Origin of the sequence: Bacillus sp. CCB-MMP212 (assembly GCF_022748145.1) — a bacterium.
GTDB lineage: Bacteria > Bacillota > Bacilli > Bacillales > Bacillaceae_G > Bacillus_A > Bacillus_A cereus.
Window position 1 is genome coordinate 438,764 of record NZ_JALDQE010000004.1, and the last position, 16,356, is coordinate 455,119.

The window sequence follows — 16,356 nt, forward strand, 5'->3', positions numbered from 1 at the left end:
TCGCTTTATAATGAAAAAGACGAACATTAATGGATGTTTCGTAATAAAATGTATTTTTTTAAGAAAAGTGCGGATATGAGTTGTGATTTATGTTAGAATGGAAAATGCCTTTGAAATAAGAGGTTTTATGATCTTTCCTATCCGATTGAAGATTTTGGAGGAGAAATGGAAAGTTCGGATTATTTCTTGTTTTGAATGGTCAGACGTTCAACGTTAATGAAGAGTTAAATGGAGGATTTTATTAATGAAGTTTGTTATGTTCCTTGTAGGATTACTCGTTGTATTTGTACTCGGTTTTCTTATAAGTGCCGATCGAAAGAAGATTAAGTATAAACCAATCGCAATTATGCTTATTATTCAGCTAGCATTATCTTATTTCTTATTAAATACGCAAGTTGGTTATATTTTAGTAAAAGGAATTTCAGATGGATTTGGCGCACTTCTTGGATATGCGGAAGCTGGAATCGTTTTCGTATTTGGTGGTCTTGTTAATAAAGGAGAGGTTTCATTCTTCTTAACAGCGTTATTACCAATCGTATTCTTTGCGGTTTTAATCGGAATTCTGCAACACTTTAAAATTTTACCGATATTTATTCGTGCTATTGGTACGTTGTTAAGTAAAGTAAATGGTCTAGGAAAACTAGAATCATATAACGCAGTAGCAGCTGCCATTGTTGGACAAGCAGAAGTATTTATTACAGTAAAAGATCAATTAAGTAAAATCCCAAAACATCGTTTATATACATTATGTGCATCTTCTATGTCGACAGTGTCGATGTCAATCGTTGGTTCTTATATGAAAATGATCGAACCGAAATATGTAGTAACAGCACTTGTATTAAATTTATTTAGTGGTTTCATTATCATTCATATTATTAACCCGTACGATATTACAGAAGAAGAAGATACACTGAAATTAGAAAATAAGAAAAAACAATCATTCTTTGAAATGCTGAGCGAGTACATTATGCTTGGTTTCACGATTGCGATTACAGTAGCAGCTATGTTACTCGGTTTCGTAGCATTAATTACAGCAATCAATAGCTTGTTTGATACAATGTTCGGTATTACATTCCAAGCTATTTTAGGATATATTTTCTCACCATTAGCATTCGTAATGGGCATCCCGCAAGCAGAAATGGTAACAGCGGGACAAATTATGGCAACAAAATTAGTATCAAACGAGTTTGTTGCGATGCTTGATCTTGGTAAAGTAGCTGGTGATTTATCGGCTCGTACGGTTGGTATTCTTTCTGTATTCCTTGTATCATTTGCGAACTTCTCATCTATCGGAATTATTGCAGGTGCAACGAAAGGTATCGATGAAAATCAATCAAATGTTGTATCATCATTCGGTCTACGCCTTGTGTACGGTGCGACGTTAGTAAGTATTCTATCAGCGATTATCGTTGGTGTTATGTTATAAAAAAAGGATGGCTCTAGCTCATAGCTAGGGCTATTTTTTTTATGGTAAATTTGCATGAAAAAACCAATTAATTAGGAATATATTAACATATAAAAATCTTTTAAAATTTATATTGCATTTCACCTAGATAACGCTTACAATTTGATTTGTAGGTGGTATCAATTTCAGACTTTCAAGTATGGTAGGAGAGAAGAAGCTACCTTTTATAAATTGCAATTTATGTAAACGCTTACTGATTTTAGATGACAGTTGAATAGTTTTAGGGGTTTTAAATTTTTTTAACAACAATGGTCAGACGTCATTCGTTATACGTTATACGACCAATAACTCGTGGGAGAAGTGGAGGATTCACATATGAAGTTCGTAATGTTTCTAGTCGGTTTACTTGTAGTGTTTGTACTAGGTTTCCTTATCAGTTCAGATCGTAAGAAGATTAAATATAAACCAATTGCACTTATGCTCGTCATTCAATTGGTACTTGCGTATTTCTTACTAAATACAAAGGTCGGATTTGTATTAGTAAAAGGGATCGCAGATGGATTTGGTTCTATTTTAAAATTTGCGGAAGCTGGGGTTAATTTCGTATTTGGTGGTCTAGCAAACGATGGACAAGCACCATTCTTCTTAACAGTATTATTACCGATTATTTTCTTAGCAGTATTAATCGGGATTCTGCAACATATTAAAGTTTTACCGATTATCATTCGTGCAGTCGGTTTCCTATTAAGTAAAGTTAACGGTTTAGGAAAACTAGAATCATATAATGCGGTAGCAGCTGCAATCGTTGGTCAAGGGGAAGTATTCATTACAGTAAAAGATCAACTAAGCAAATTACCGAAAAATCGTTTATACACACTTTGTGCATCTTCAATGTCTACAGTATCGATGTCAATTGTCGGTTCTTATATGAAAATGATTGATCCAAAATATGTAGTAACAGCACTTGTATTAAACTTATTCAGTGGATTCATTATCGTTCATATCATTAATCCATATGAAGTAAAAGAAGAAGACGATATTTTAGAATTACAAGAAGACAAGAAACAAACATTCTTTGAAATGTTAGGCGAATATATTATGCTTGGTTTCTCAATCGCTGTAACAGTAGCGGCGATGTTAATCGGTTTCGTAGCATTAATTACAGCAATTAACGGTGTATTCGATTCAATTTTCGGAATCACATTCCAAAGCATTTTAGGATACATCTTCTCACCATTAGCATTCGTAATGGGTATTCCAACATCAGAGATGCTACAAGCAGGACAAATTATGGCAACAAAATTAGTAACGAACGAATTCGTTGCAATGCTTGACCTTGGAAAAGTAGCTGGCGATTTATCAGCTCGTACAGTAGGTATTTTATCTATCTTCCTTGTATCATTTGCGAACTTCTCATCTATCGGAATTATCGCAGGTGCAACGAAGAGTATCGATGGCAAACAAGCAAACGTTGTATCATCATTCGGTTTAAAACTTGTATACGGTGCAACGTTAGTAAGTATATTATCAGCGATTATCGTTGGGGTTATGCTTTAATAAATTAAGAAAAGCAATGAGCGTAGGCTCATTGCTTTTTTTGTTTAACTTGCTTTATCCAAGTCTCTTTTAAAACGTGGTTTCTCTAAATAAGTTCCCAGTCTCCAGACATATTCCACTGGCCCCATTCGGTATTTCTGGAGCCAATAGGTGCTAACGAATAATTGAATCGTATAAATTCCGATGGTTAAAAGAATACCGAAGAAATAGCCGATTTTCCCGTATAAGCCAAATCCATATGCGTAAAAAATGGTTGTTGCGATAATAGATTGCGCTAAGTAATTACTAACGGACATTTTCCCCATGTTCGCCATGTATGTTAGTAGACGGGTTGCTTTTTTGTAATGGAATAATAAAATGATTGTGCTTCCGTAAAAGAAGGTCATAGTTACTGGTGTAAGGCCATCTTGTAACATAATTAAAACCGGGTGTTTTATGAACATAGCTAAGATTTTAATTGTAAAAGAGAAGAGACCGGTGGCAAACCATATTTTTTTGACAGCAGGTATATGTTTACTGACCTCAAATAGCCAGCCTTTTTTCCCTACATACATTCCGAGTAGGAACAGTGGAGACATAAAAATTATTGCGAAAACTGATATGAAAAATAATCCGAATGCACCGTCAATTCCCATGTAATCAAAAGGATTTTCAGTCAATCTAAAGTTGACGTGATCCATATAGCTTCCAGTTTGATGGACTTTATGTTCTTTTTCAGTATAAGGTGCGAAATCATTTATATTTGTAGATGGATCAGTTTGATAAGACATAAATGTAGTAAGTGCGAGTAGAATAATCGCCCAAATAAGCAAAGTTTTCGGTTTTCGATTGATGAATATCATTAAAAAAATCCCGATTATTCCGTATGCAAATAAAATATCTCCCTCCCAAACAAAAGTGCCATGAATGTAGCCGAGTAGTAAAAGAATGATAATACGTCTTATGTATGTGGGGAAGAATTTTTTTCCTTTTGCGATAATACTTTTTTGTAACAAAATAATGCTAAGCCCAAATAGAAAAGAAAATAGGGATATAAAGTTATGTGTGCCGAAAAATTGAATAAACCAATTAGCACCTTTATCAAGATCGCCAAATAGATAAGTTGGTTTTTCACTGGTGAAGAACCCAAATTGAATTAATGTCATATTGACTAGTAAAATGCCAAACAAAGCGAAACCACGAATTGCATCAACAGCTTCTACACGTTGATTCATTTTTCCTCTCCTCGTATATTCGTTTTTATATTGAAAATAATACCATTTTATATCTGGCACTATGTCAAATATGAGGAAATTTAAGGTGATTTTAAGATAGAGAGCAAACAAAAAAATCACCTTAATACATGTATTAAGGTGATTGAAATATTACTCAGCTGGAGGTGTAAATGTACGTTTCTCTAATTCAGCATCTAGCATAAACAGTGCGTTTGAATCGCTTGTAATACGTTTTAGTTTTTGGATGATGCTATCGAATGAAGCTTCTTCTTCAACTTGTTCGTCAACGAACCATTTTAAGAATGTAATTGTTGCATGTTCACGCTCATCCCAAGCGATATCAGATAAGTTATAAATACGTTTCGTTACTTCACGCTCGTGCTCAAGTGCGACTTCAAAAGCGTTTAATACAGATTCGTATTCGTTATTCGGATTATCAAATCCAGTAATAATAGCGCGCTCTCCGCGGTCATTAATATAGTTGTAAAGCTTCATTGCGTGGAAACGTTCTTCTTCAGCTTGTACAAGGAAAAAGTTAGCGAATCCATCATAGCTCTCAGCTGTACAGTAAGCAGCCATTGCCATATAAGCATGGGCAGAGTAAAATTCAAAGTTCATTTGTTCATTTAATGCGTCGTGCAATTTTTTTGATAACATAAAATCCCCCTTAGTATTGTGACAAGAATATTATACCATAATTGATAATATTCTCATTTAGATACTTCGAACCTTTTCGAAAGCTTTGTGACGTGTGCGTCCATAATGTCTTGTAAGTCTAAATCATATTTTTGCGAAAGAATAATAAGGTTAGATAGTACATCGCCAAGTTCTTCTTTTAGTTCTTGTTTTAGCTCTTCTTCTGTTTTCGCATCTTCATCAGGGCGATCGCGGCCGATTTCAATAGCACGAACGACTCGTGAAACTTCCCCAACTTCCTCGGTTAAGAAATTTAAGCGAATAAAGGCATTATACTGTGACCAGCTTCGTTTTTCGTAAAATTCCTCAACCCATCTTTGAAATGCAACGATATCCATTTCTTCCTCATCTCCTCAATATGTTGTACAATGTTCATTGTATCATAACAATATATAGTTTCGGGGTGTAGGGATGAGAAAGATTTGTGTGTTTGCAGGTTCTAATTTAGGGGAGAGACCAGAGTTTAAAGAGCAGGCAATTCAGTTAGGTAAAATGTTTGTTGAGAACGAGTATGAGCTCGTATACGGTGGTTCATGCGTTGGATTAATGGGAGAAGTAGCAAACGAAGTTCTTCGTTTAGGTGGGCGTGTAACAGGTGTTATGCCACGCGGTCTATTCCGAGGAGAAATTGTGCATACAGGATTAACAGAATTAATTGAAGTAGAGACGATGCATGAACGTAAAGCGAAAATGGCAGAGCTTGCAGATGCTTTTATTGCGCTTCCAGGCGGATACGGAACGTTTGAAGAACTATTTGAAGTTGTATGTTGGTCACAAATTGGTATACACAATAAGCCGGTTGGTTTATTAAACATAAAAGGTTTTTACGGACCAATTCTGCAAATGGTTGAACGTGCAGCAGAAGAAGGATTTATGAATCCATCAAATAAAGAATTGATCGTTTCAGCTGAGACGGCAGATAAACTAATTCATGCAATCCAAAATTATGAGCGTCCTGTTTTGGGAACGAAGTGGAAGCAACTATCATAGCAAATACGGAAACACATGTCGTTTTAATTTAAGATGGCATGTGTTTTTAATTTGGTTCAATATGTTAATGTTGAGATATGATGTTTTTTGGAAAAGGAGAAATTGATGGAGGAGTTTGTGTATTTACGTCCTGTTTTTAAAAGTATTTTAGCAGCGTCTATTCTTGTTATGCTAATCGTTTCAACACAGAAGAAAGAGCTAATTAATGAATTTTGGCTTTGGTTTATTTCGATATTGTGTATCGGTGTTTCGGCGATAACACTCTTTATGATTGGCTTTATTGTTGATGAGTATAATTTGGCTGGAGATCCACAATCGTTTTGTATGTTTATTGCGATTGGTTGTATTAGTGGCCTGAATTTCATTATTTATTACAGAAGGCAATAAAAGAGGCATTCCATATTACTTTGGAATGCCTTTATCATTTTGATTGCTTTGTTTTTTATAGATGTCTTTGGAAACACATGAAAGTTTATTTTAAAAAAGCATGTGTTTTTAATTTGGTTCAATATATTGATAGTGAGATGTGGAAGCGTTTGAAGAGGGGAAGTAGATGGAGGGATGTTTTGATGAATTAAAAAAGAACATCTGAATAAAGGGTGAGTAAGGAATTATTGAGTGACATATAATTGTTCCGTTAAAGGGTCAGATTGTGGAAGATACCGAATGTTTTTATGAAGTTAGTAGAGGTTTTTTTAATCGAAATGAGAATAAATTTTATAGATGTAATCCTTTGGAAATTTTTAATCAGCTATGTATCATAATCTAATCATTAAAATGAAAATTGGAGGAGAGATGAGCATGGGGCGTTCTGTATTAAAAATGTATAACTACCACTTATGGGCAAATGAAGTTATTTTAAATCGTTTAAAAGAACTACCGCAAGACATTTTCCATAAGGAAGTTAAGAGTGGTTTTTCTTCGGTTGCAAAAGTAATGTCTCACATATACCTCACAGATTTAGCCTGGTTTGAGATTATTTCTGGTAAAAGCATGAGTGATGCAATGGTACACACAGACCAATTGAGAGAGCAGCTGGAAACAAAAAATATTGAGGAAATGAAAACTAGTTTTTATGAATTATCTAAACGATATAAAGTACTTTTAAGTAGTCAACAAGATTATGAAAAAGTGGTTGAGGTTGATAATCCATATGCTGGGCACCTAGATACGACGGTTTCTGAAACAATACTACACGTCGTCACCCACGGAGCATATCACCGTGGGAATATAGCCACAATGTTGCGGCAAATGGGTTATACCTCTGTTATGCAAGATTTTGGACTGTTTCTATATTCAAAATGAATTCTTTTTATTTACCATAGAATATGGGTTTTATGATATTTTTTGGGGACTGCTTTTATTATTGGCTTAAGTTTAATTATGTAATATAGAATAAAGGCATTCCATATTATTTCGGAATGCCTTTATTGTTATTTTTATTTTGTTTTTTATACAGGTACCAGCCACCCCATCCGCCACCAATTGCTACGACAACGAGGAAAGCATAGTCTTTAACCTCGACACGTATATTGAAAATATTAGCTATAAGTAAGAGAATCCCAACTGTTATCAACGCAAAAAATGCTCTAATTAAGTAGTCTTTCAACTGAACCACTCCCGTCATTTAAGTAGTAAATGATGAATTTGGAAAAGCTTTTTGGATCTATGATACTAAAGGGTGTTTCTTATATTTTAACATAGATGAGATTGTAATATATTGATAAAAGTAGGGGAGAGGGGCGCTGATATTGTCGTGATTTGTCGGCAAATTGATATCCTTTGTCAAATCGTTGATATATTGCGGGTAATGATCGATATAATGAAAAAATCGTTGATATATTGCGAGTTATGATCGATATATTTGAAAAATCGTTGATATAATTTCGTGTACCGTTAAGTGCGACCATTACATAAAAAAGCGACTCTAAACGAGCCGCTTCCGCTTTAAAGTCTATTATTGATTCAAGAACGCACGTAGCATCCAAGCGTGTTTTTCTAGTTCTGTGTAGATACCTAGTAGTAGGTCAGATGTCATTTCATCGTCAGAGTCTTGAGCGATTTCCATGCCTTTTTTCAGTTCGACTAGCATCATTTCGTAGTCTTTCATGATTGCTTCGACCATCCCTTCTGCAGTTTCTCCGTATGCTGCTTCTTGAATAGAAGATAGTTCTAAGTATTCTTTCATTGTTGCTACTGGTTTGCCGCCAATTGCTAAAATACGTTCTGCAATTTCATCGATGTGAGTAGCTGATTCTGTGTAAAGTTCTTCGAATTTCTCGTGTAATGTGAAGAATTGAGGTCCTTTTACATACCAATGGAAGTTGTGAAGTTTTGTGAATAAAACGCTCCAGTCTGCTACTTGTTTGTTTAATACTTCGATTACTTGTTTGTTCATTATGATCAATCTCCTTTTGAGTTGTTATGTGATATCAATTACTAATTTATAATTATTATAATCTAGTAATCTCTATAAATCAACCCTTTTGCTGGAATTAATTTGAACAAATTATGAACTGTTGTAAATAAAAGGCCCTATTACGGTGAAGTAATAGGGCCTTTGTTTGAGATATGGCTCTTGTTCTAAACGAGCCGCTTCCGCTTTTATTTGTTAAACAGCCTTTTGTTTTTCTTCTACATCCTGTCCATCCCAGCACTCTGTATTCTTTAAGCCAGGGATAGAGTTTGCAACGAAGACAGGATCTTTGCCTTGTTTCTTTTGCTTCAAATAGTCTACTAATGCAGCGTAAGCAAATTTGCTAAGGAATGAGATGGCAATTAAGTTTGTGAATACCATTAGTCCCATGAATAAATCAGCTAAACTCCAAACTGTTTTAAGAGCAGCGATTGATCCGAAGAATACCATTCCGACAACTGCAACACGATAAATCATTAACCATGTTTTGCTTTCTTTAATGAATGCGATATTTGTTTCACCATAATAGTAGTTTCCTAGAAGTGAACTGAAAGCGAATAGGAAAATAATAATCGCTAAGAAAGTGCTTGCCCACGGTCCAATTTGTGAACTTAATGCGTTTTGTGTTAATTCGATGCCTTCTAAATTTGATCCTTTGTAAAGTCCAGAACATAATACGATAAATGCTGTTGATGTACATACTAAGAATGTATCTACGAAAACGCCTAATGCTTGAACAAGCCCTTGTTTTACAGGGTGAGATACATCAGATGTTGCGGCTGCATTAGGAGAACTACCCATTCCTGCTTCTGTAGCGAATAAACCGCGCTGAATACCGAACTTGATTGCTGCTCCAATACCACCAGCGATGGCTTGGTCTAAACCGAATGCACCGTTAAAGATTTCCATGAAAATGCTTGGTAACATACTGAAGTTGTTAATAACGACAAAAATAGCCACGCCGATATAAACGATTGCCATTGGCGGAACAATCATTTCTGTAATACGTGAAATGCTCTTAATACCACCAAAAATAATAACTGCAACTAATAAGGCTAATAGAGCTCCTACGATCGTTCGCTCTAGTCCAAAAGCATTTTCAAACGCTATTGTTACTGTATTCGCTTGAACTGAATTGAAAATTAATCCGTACGCAACTGTAATAAGAAGTGAAAACCAGACGCCCATCCAGCGTTTGTTTAACCCTTTTTCCATGTAATATGCTGGTCCACCACGGAACCTACTTCCATCTTTTACTTTATAAATTTGCGCAAGTGTACATTCTACGAAACTAGTAGCTGCTCCGATAATCGCGATAAACCACATCCAAAATATTGCGCCAGGTCCACCCATTGAAATTGCTAATGCTACGCCAGCTAAGTTCCCAATACCGATACGTGCTGCTGCACTTAAGCAAAATGCTTGGAATGGGGAGATGCTATCTTTCTTTTTTTCTTTTCGATTAAACCCTTTACTAATTAAGCTGACCATCTCACTGAAATGAGTAATTTGGACAAATTTTAATTTAAAAGAGAAGTAAAGACCGAAGCCGATTAGCATTGCAATAAGAATATATGACCATAAAATATTATTCGTTACCTCAAGGAATCTGCTAAAGATATCAACCATATAATACACTTCCTTTTTTTCGTAATAAGAAAATTATATGCAAAAAATATACGAGAATCAATTTTTCTAAAAAATTATGTTACTTAAGTCATTTTTGTGTTATGATTATGTTACATCGTAATATTTTTAGAATTATTTACATTTTAAAAAACTAAATTTAAAGCGAGAAGGTGGGGATAATTTGAAAGAAGATTCTTTATTGAAAGTAAGCCTTGAGAGTTTGAAAATGAGAAGTAATATATTTTTTATCATTACATCTTTAAGTATCTTTTTAGGGTCCACTTATTATTACAATAAAAGATTTCCAAATCACAAATATCCTGAGTGGTTAGAATTTCTAAAGCTGATTGGATGAATAAAAGACAGAAAAACAGAAAATTAAAATAAATAAGTTATGGAGGAGCTAAAAATGAATATTAGAGAAAGTGAACTTCCGGGTATTGGTTATAAGTTTCAAATCGTTACGAAAGGTAACGAAAAGATGGTAATTGTTATTCATGATGATGGACGTAGAGAAATGTATCATTTTGATTCAGACCATGAAGAAAGCATCTCAAGTATTTCACTACGTGACTCAGAGGCAAGACAAATTGCAGCAATATTAGGTGGAATGGTATATAAGCCTAGGGCGTTAGAAAATGTTGAGATGGTTTTTGAAGGTTTAGCGATTGAGTGGTTCAAAGTGGAGAATACAGCTCCAGCAATCGGAAAAACAATTGGCGATCTTGAAATAAGAAAAACATATAGCGTAACGATAATCGCGGTTATGAAGAAGAACATGAAGAAGCTATTTAATCCAGGACCAGAAACAGTAATTGAAGAAGGAGATATGCTGGTAGTTTCAGGTGAGAGAGAAGAAATTAAAAAAATCATTAATGAATTACTTTCAAATAGGGGGGACTGATTAGATGGATACGTTAATTTTTGAAGTTGGTACAGCTTTAGTTTTAGTGGCAATTGCAGCAGTAATTGCTGGAAAATTTAAGTTCTCAGTAATTCCTTTTCTAATCGTTCTTGGAATGTTAGTAGGACCGCATGCACCGACAATAGGTGTTATCGATCTCAAATTTATTGAAAGTGCAAGTGTAATTTCCTTCCTTGGACGGATTGGGGTTCTATTCCTTCTATTCTATCTAGGATTAGAATTTTCAATGAAAAAACTAATTAAATCTGGACGCTCTATTGCGATTGGTGGAACGATTTATATTTTAATTAACTTTTCACTTGGTTTGTTATACGGATTTATAATGGGATTCCCATTACTAGAAATCTTAATTATTGCGGGTATTATTACGATTTCTTCTAGCGCTATCGTTGCTAAAGTGTTAGTGGACTTAAGAAGAACTGGTAATAATGAAACCGAATTAATTTTAGGAATTATTATGTTTGAAGATATATTCCTTGCTGTATATTTATCAGTTGTTTCTGGTTTAGTACTTGGGGATCACGCTTCCTTCTTAGGTGCCCTTACTTCAATTGGAATTGCTTTAGGATATATGCTTCTATTCTTTATAGTAGCTAGAAAGGCTACGCCGTTATTAAATAAATTGCTCAACATTAGCTCAGATGAGATCTTTATTATTGTAGTATTTGCTTCGTTATTCTTCATTGCTGGTTTTTCAGAAACAATTCACGTTGCAGAAGCAATTGGAGCACTTCTTCTAGGATTAGTTTTCTCTGAGACAGAGCATAGTGACCGAATTGAACATCTTGTTGTTCCATTTAGAGACTTTTTCGGAGCTATTTTCTTCTTCAGCTTCGGGTTAAGTATTGATCCGTTCTCATTAGGCGGAGCGATATGGTTAACGTTAGGCGCTGTCCTTCTTACGATAATCGGTAACTTTGTAGCAGGAATGATCGCAGGAAGACAAGCTGGATTATCTCATAAAGCATCAACAAATATCGGATTAACAATCGTTTCAAGAGGAGAGTTCTCCATCATTATGGCTAATATCGGTATCGCTGGTGGTTTAATGTCAGTACTGAAACCATTCTCAGCACTATACGTGCTTATACTATCCATTTTAGGCCCACTTTTGACAAAAGAGTCGAAGAATGTATATAAATTCTTAAATAAAATCTTTAAGTGGGATACGAAGACTAACTAAATTAAAAAAAATAAAAGTACAAGATATTTCCTGCTTGTACTTTTATTTTTGTAATGAAAACAGTAAAGAGAGGTAAATGATGTTAGGAGAGTTGATTCATTCGGTTTTAGTTTTTTTAGAAGGACTTGGTTATTGGGGAATTATGCTTGGATTAATGCTAGAGGTTATTCCAAGTGAAATCGTATTGTCTTATGCAGGTTATTTAGTATCAACAGGAAGCATTACATTTTGGGGCGCTGTCGCGTTCGGTACAATTGGTGGTGTAATTGCACAACTATTCATTTATTGGATTGGTCGATATGGAGGAAGACCTGTTCTTGAGCGATATGGAAAATATATTTTAATTCAGAAGAAACATATTGATTATGCTGAAGATTGGTTTAATCGTTATGGAACTGGCGTTATCTTTACCGCACGTTTTATTCCGGTTGTGCGTCATGCTATTTCGATACCAGCGGGTATTGCGAAAATGTCACATGCTAAGTTTATTACGCTAACTACATTAGCTGTTATTCCGTGGTCAATTGTGTTTGTATATTTAGGTTTTAAATTAGGAACAGAATGGGAAAGTATTAATAAAGTTGCGGGGCCATATGTGAAATACTTTGCACTTGCTGCTATTGTTTGTGCAATTGGTTATTTTGTATTAAAAAAAATGATGAAAAAAAAGTGATTACAGAAAAGGAATCTATGTCGACGTAGATTCCTTTTTTATTGGCATTTTTTCAAGGATGAAAGAATACGTTTAATATTTACCATATTGTGGCATACATATAGAAAAAGGGTGCTTGGAAAGGGGAATAAAGAGAAATGGAACTCCAGTTTCAAAATGTATATCAACAGGTAGAGAATTGGTATGTGTTGGATTCGGAGCTTCCTTGGGATATCAAAAAGTTGAGAGAGGATTTGTTTTCTCTTATTGAAGTATGTAAAACGCCCGTTATTTTTTGTGATACGTGTGATGCAAACGATGTGCTTCTATCATTAGGAGAAGAGGAAGAAGAGTTCCTATTCCCAGTAGGTGGTTTTTATCATAAAGAAAAGCAATTAATTTTCGTTTGTATATGGGAAGAGTATGAGCAAGTTCTCAAAACGCTACTGCATGAATTCCGCCATGCGATGCAGCATAAGAGAGATATATTGTATGTGGGAAGTGAACGGTACGAAGAGCGGTGGATTGAAAAAGATGCGAGGAAGTTCGCGGAGAGGAAATTGGATGAATATAAGAGTAGAAAGTTAATGTAAAGCATAGTGGAGAAATAGCGCTGTGCTTTCTTTGTGCTTATTAAAAATAAGTATTTGACTTTTATAAAGTTTAGTTCTAAACTAATGGTATGAAACGAGCGAGGTGATGAAATGAAAACAGAAGATAGACTAGGGCTACTATTATGGTTTCGTTTATCACGTTTTTATAATAAGAGTATTCGTGAGACGAATCAGCATTTGAAGAAATGGAATGTATCTGCCGCCCAGTTTGATGTGTTAGCTCAAGTTGGAGGACATGATCGTTTAACGCAGCAAGAACTTGGAAATAAGCTATTTGTTACGAAAGGAAATGTAACGCAGCTTTTAAATAAAATGGAGCAGCTTGAGTGGATTTCGCGTGAACAAGAGGGTACTACGAAATATATTTCTTTAACAGAAAAGGGAAGAGCTTTATATGAGGAAATCGTCCCACCTCAAGAAACGTTCCAAGCAGAGAAGTTTCATAATTTAAATATAGAGGAACAAAAGCAATTATTAACACTACTAAAAAAGTTACAGTAAGAAAAAATTTTAAAATAAATCTCGAATTCGAGATAGTATGAGGTGAAGGATATGTTTAGAAAAGTTGATCATAAAAATATGGGCAGAGCAAATCATGGCTGGTTAAATACACATTTTCATTTTTCTTTTGCTAATTACTATAACCCAAATAACATGAACTTCGGAGCGTTACGTGTTATTAATGATGATCTAGTAGCGGCACAAACTGGTTTTGATATGCATCCGCACCGTGATATGGAGATTATTTCTTACGTTGTAGATGGTGCTTTAACACATGAAGACAGCATGGGAAATCGCGGAACGATTGAGCGTGGACATGTTCAATATATGAGTGCTGGCACGGGTGTATTTCATAGCGAGCATAATTTAGGAAATGAAACGCTGCGTTTATTACAAATTTGGATTTTACCAGACCGTGCGGATCATAAACCAAACTATGGTGAGTTTAAATTTGATTGGAGCAAGCGCGAAAATGAATGGTTCCATATGGTATCTTCAGTAGAAGGAAATGCACCAATTCAAATTCACCAAGATGCGAATTTATACTCCTTATCATTAGAGGCTGGAAAAGAAATTCATTTTCCAGTGAAAGAAGGCCGTCAATTGTACCTTGTACAAATTGAAGGAAGCAGTGTAATCAATGGTGAAAATCTTGTTATGCGTGATGCAGCAGAAGCGGTAGAAGAAGATATTCATATTGAAGCAAAAGAGCAATCACACTATTTAGCAATTGAATTGAAAAAATAATAAAATGCGTAAAAAAAAGAGGACATCCGATCGGATGTCCTCTTTTTTTGATTGGAATTGTCTGAAAAATGTTTCTCAAATTTTGGGTAGAGGTATCAGCTGTAAAAATCAGAATTGTATAAAAGTGTCAAAAATCTTTATGGGAATGGGGAATGTTATAGTGAAAAAGCAAGTCATTTCATCAGCATTAGCGTTAACTGTTATCACCGGGGGATTTGGAGCGTTTGGGGCAACGACAACGAAAGCGGAAGAACAAAAAATTCAATATCATCAAGAATTTAAAACACCTGCATACATAGGTGAAGAATGGAAAGCACCGGAAGGGCTAGATAAAAAAGAGACGGTCTTTCAATACTTAGAGAGTAAGAAAGATATGTTTAAATTAGCAGGAAATATTGAAAAGCATTTTAATATCGTTGGGGAAGAAAAAGACGCTGAATCTGATACGACACATGTAAAGCTAGTTGAGAAACATAATAACATTCCTGTGTACGGTTCTGATCAAACTGTTACACTTGATAAAGAGAATAATGTAAAAGCATTCTTCGGACAAGTTATTCCGAATTTAGATGATAAAAATATTCCTGCAGCTGCAAGCATTACTGCGGAACAAGCAGAAACAATTGCTAAGGCAGATATTGAGAAAGAAATTGGTAAAGTAAAGAGTTATGACGGTGTGAAAAAAGATTTATTTGTATATGAAAAGGACGGTAATTACTATCTTGCATACTTAGTTAAGGCATCGATTTCAAAACCAGCTCCAGGATATTGGCATTATTTTGTTGATGCAACGAATGGAAATGTTATTGAGAAATATAACGCTGTAGATAACATTACTGGATTTGGTTACGGAGTATTAGGTGCTAGACAATCATTTGAAATTGCTCAAGATACGAAAACAGGACAATTCAACTTGTTTGATGGTAAACGAGGACAAGGTGTTCATACATTTGATGCAGAAAATATGGACGAGAACTGGTTTAATTTATTCTCACAATGGCTTGGATATACAGGAGAAGAAGTTGAAAGTAAATCTAAGTTCTTCGAAGATAAAGCTGCAGTTGATGCGCATGTAAATGCAGGAAAAGTATATGATTACTACAAAAAGACATTTAATCGTAACTCTTTCGATGATAAAGGTGCGAAGCTTATTTCTACTGTTCACGTAGGGGAGAGCTGGAATAACGCAGCTTGGAATGGTGTGCAAATGATGTATGGTGATGGCGATGGAAAAACATTCATTCCATTATCTGCTGGACTTGATGTTATCGGTCACGAATTAACGCATGCTGTAACTGAACATACAGCAAACCTTGTTTACAAAAATGAGTCAGGGGCGTTAAATGAATCGTTATCTGACATTATGGGTGTTATGGTTGAGAAGAAGAGCTGGGATTTAGGTGCTGACATTTATACACCTGATAAACCAGGCGATGCACTTCGTTCACTAAAAGATCCAGCATCTATTCCAAACCCATTAAAACCAAGTGAAGGTTACCCAGATCACTATAGTAAACGTTATACTGGAACAGCTGATAATGGCGGCGTTCATATTAACAGTAGTATTAATAATAAAGCTGCTTATTTAGTATCTGAAGGCGGAGATCATTACGGCGTGAAAGTAACTGGAGTGGGCCGTGAAGCGACAGAAAAAATTTACTACCGTGCGCTTACGAAATATTTAACTGCAAACTCTGACTTCAAAATGATGCGTCAAGCTGCACTTCAGTCAGCTGAAGATTTATATGGTAAAAACTCTAAAGCTGTACAAGCTGTAACGAAAGCTTATGATGCAGTAGGCGTAAAATAATAAGAGAAAAAAACCTG

General features: G+C 35.1%; 18 protein-coding genes. 12 read left to right on the forward strand and 6 right to left on the reverse strand.

The genetic code is table 11. The features are described from left to right. The first annotated feature begins 244 nt into the window (after window positions 1-244). Both MRP26_RS13960 and MRP26_RS13965 read left to right on the forward strand, forming a co-directional pair. The gene (locus tag MRP26_RS13960) at window positions 245-1,426 is read left to right on the forward strand and encodes a NupC/NupG family nucleoside CNT transporter (protein ID WP_000673841.1); all 1,182 of its coding nucleotides are present in this window, start codon (window positions 245-247) and stop codon (window positions 1,424-1,426) included. A 354-nt stretch (window positions 1,427-1,780) separates the two neighbouring features. Further along, complete coding sequence (locus tag MRP26_RS13965; protein ID WP_053563400.1) at window positions 1,781-2,962, forward strand: NupC/NupG family nucleoside CNT transporter; 1,182 nt, start codon at window positions 1,781-1,783, stop codon at window positions 2,960-2,962. Window positions 2,963-3,006: 44 nt separating this feature from the next. Here the strand turns inward: MRP26_RS13965 and MRP26_RS13970 are convergent, their stop codons facing one another. The 3 genes from MRP26_RS13970 to MRP26_RS13980 all read right to left on the reverse strand — a co-directional run bounded on the left by MRP26_RS13970 (window position 3,007) and on the right by MRP26_RS13980 (window position 5,210). Then, window positions 3,007-4,176: a DUF418 domain-containing protein gene (locus MRP26_RS13970; RefSeq protein ID WP_088025115.1), complete on the reverse strand. Its 1,170-nt coding sequence runs from the start codon at window positions 4,174-4,176 to the stop codon at window positions 3,007-3,009. Window positions 4,177-4,326: 150 nt separating this feature from the next. Further along, window positions 4,327-4,833, reverse strand: a complete 507-nt coding sequence (locus MRP26_RS13975) for a ferritin (protein ID WP_000949403.1) — start codon at window positions 4,831-4,833, stop codon at window positions 4,327-4,329. A 53-nt stretch (window positions 4,834-4,886) separates the two neighbouring features. Continuing rightward, complete coding sequence (locus tag MRP26_RS13980) at window positions 4,887-5,210, reverse strand: MazG nucleotide pyrophosphohydrolase domain-containing protein (RefSeq protein ID WP_000355749.1); 324 nt, start codon at window positions 5,208-5,210, stop codon at window positions 4,887-4,889. 73 nt (window positions 5,211-5,283) lie between these two features. Between MRP26_RS13980 and MRP26_RS13985 the strand changes: the two genes are divergently transcribed. The 3 genes from MRP26_RS13985 (at window position 5,284) to MRP26_RS13995 (ending at window position 7,167) form a co-directional block, all read left to right on the forward strand. Continuing rightward, complete coding sequence (locus MRP26_RS13985; RefSeq protein ID WP_001225756.1) at window positions 5,284-5,862, forward strand: LOG family protein; 579 nt, start codon at window positions 5,284-5,286, stop codon at window positions 5,860-5,862. Window positions 5,863-5,967: 105 nt separating this feature from the next. Beyond that, window positions 5,968-6,249, forward strand: a complete 282-nt coding sequence (locus MRP26_RS13990; RefSeq protein WP_242806212.1) for a hypothetical protein — start codon at window positions 5,968-5,970, stop codon at window positions 6,247-6,249. A 414-nt stretch (window positions 6,250-6,663) separates the two neighbouring features. After that, window positions 6,664-7,167 carry a DinB family protein gene (locus MRP26_RS13995; protein ID WP_016079796.1) on the forward strand — a complete coding sequence of 168 codons (504 nt, stop codon included), beginning with the start codon at window positions 6,664-6,666 and terminating at the stop codon, window positions 7,165-7,167. Window positions 7,168-7,273: 106 nt separating this feature from the next. On the opposite strand, the gene MRP26_RS14000 is transcribed toward MRP26_RS13995, so the two are convergent. The 3 genes from MRP26_RS14000 to MRP26_RS14010 all read right to left on the reverse strand — a co-directional run bounded on the left by MRP26_RS14000 (window position 7,274) and on the right by MRP26_RS14010 (window position 9,907). Further along, window positions 7,274-7,471 (reverse strand): hypothetical protein, encoded by a 198-nt coding sequence (locus MRP26_RS14000; protein WP_000656311.1) that lies wholly within the window; start codon window positions 7,469-7,471, stop codon window positions 7,274-7,276. Between the two features lie 348 nt (window positions 7,472-7,819). Further along, window positions 7,820-8,260 (reverse strand): Dps family protein, encoded by a 441-nt coding sequence (locus MRP26_RS14005; protein ID WP_001041895.1) that lies wholly within the window; start codon window positions 8,258-8,260, stop codon window positions 7,820-7,822. A 213-nt stretch (window positions 8,261-8,473) separates the two neighbouring features. After that, window positions 8,474-9,907, reverse strand: coding sequence for an alanine/glycine:cation symporter family protein (locus MRP26_RS14010; protein ID WP_000227591.1), 1,434 nt, complete (start codon window positions 9,905-9,907; stop codon window positions 8,474-8,476). A 409-nt stretch (window positions 9,908-10,316) separates the two neighbouring features. Here MRP26_RS14010 and MRP26_RS14015 point away from each other — a divergent pair, with 409 nt between their 5' ends. From MRP26_RS14015 to MRP26_RS14045, 7 genes are all read left to right on the forward strand, one after another. After that, window positions 10,317-10,811, forward strand: coding sequence for a cation:proton antiporter regulatory subunit (locus MRP26_RS14015; RefSeq protein WP_001026075.1), 495 nt, complete (start codon window positions 10,317-10,319; stop codon window positions 10,809-10,811). Window positions 10,812-10,815: 4 nt separating this feature from the next. Then, on the forward strand, window positions 10,816-12,015 hold the full coding sequence (locus MRP26_RS14020; RefSeq protein WP_000380223.1) for a cation:proton antiporter: 1,200 nt from the start codon (window positions 10,816-10,818) through the stop codon (window positions 12,013-12,015). A gap of 79 nt (window positions 12,016-12,094) precedes the next feature. Beyond that, window positions 12,095-12,688: an undecaprenyl phosphate transporter UptA gene (gene uptA / locus MRP26_RS14025; protein WP_000900214.1), complete on the forward strand. Its 594-nt coding sequence runs from the start codon at window positions 12,095-12,097 to the stop codon at window positions 12,686-12,688. 137 nt (window positions 12,689-12,825) lie between these two features. Then, entirely contained in the window at window positions 12,826-13,260 is a 435-nt protein-coding gene (locus tag MRP26_RS14030) for a DUF3920 family protein (RefSeq protein WP_053563403.1), read from the forward strand. 111 nt (window positions 13,261-13,371) lie between these two features. Further along, window positions 13,372-13,782, forward strand: coding sequence for a MarR family winged helix-turn-helix transcriptional regulator (locus tag MRP26_RS14035; RefSeq protein ID WP_000845480.1), 411 nt, complete (start codon window positions 13,372-13,374; stop codon window positions 13,780-13,782). A 51-nt stretch (window positions 13,783-13,833) separates the two neighbouring features. Beyond that, window positions 13,834-14,529: a pirin family protein gene (locus tag MRP26_RS14040; protein WP_053563404.1), complete on the forward strand. Its 696-nt coding sequence runs from the start codon at window positions 13,834-13,836 to the stop codon at window positions 14,527-14,529. Between the two features lie 160 nt (window positions 14,530-14,689). Beyond that, a complete protein-coding gene (locus MRP26_RS14045; protein WP_053563405.1) occupies window positions 14,690-16,339 on the forward strand; it encodes a M4 family metallopeptidase in 1,650 nt (549 codons plus the stop codon). The last annotated feature ends 17 nt before the right edge of the window (window positions 16,340-16,356 follow it).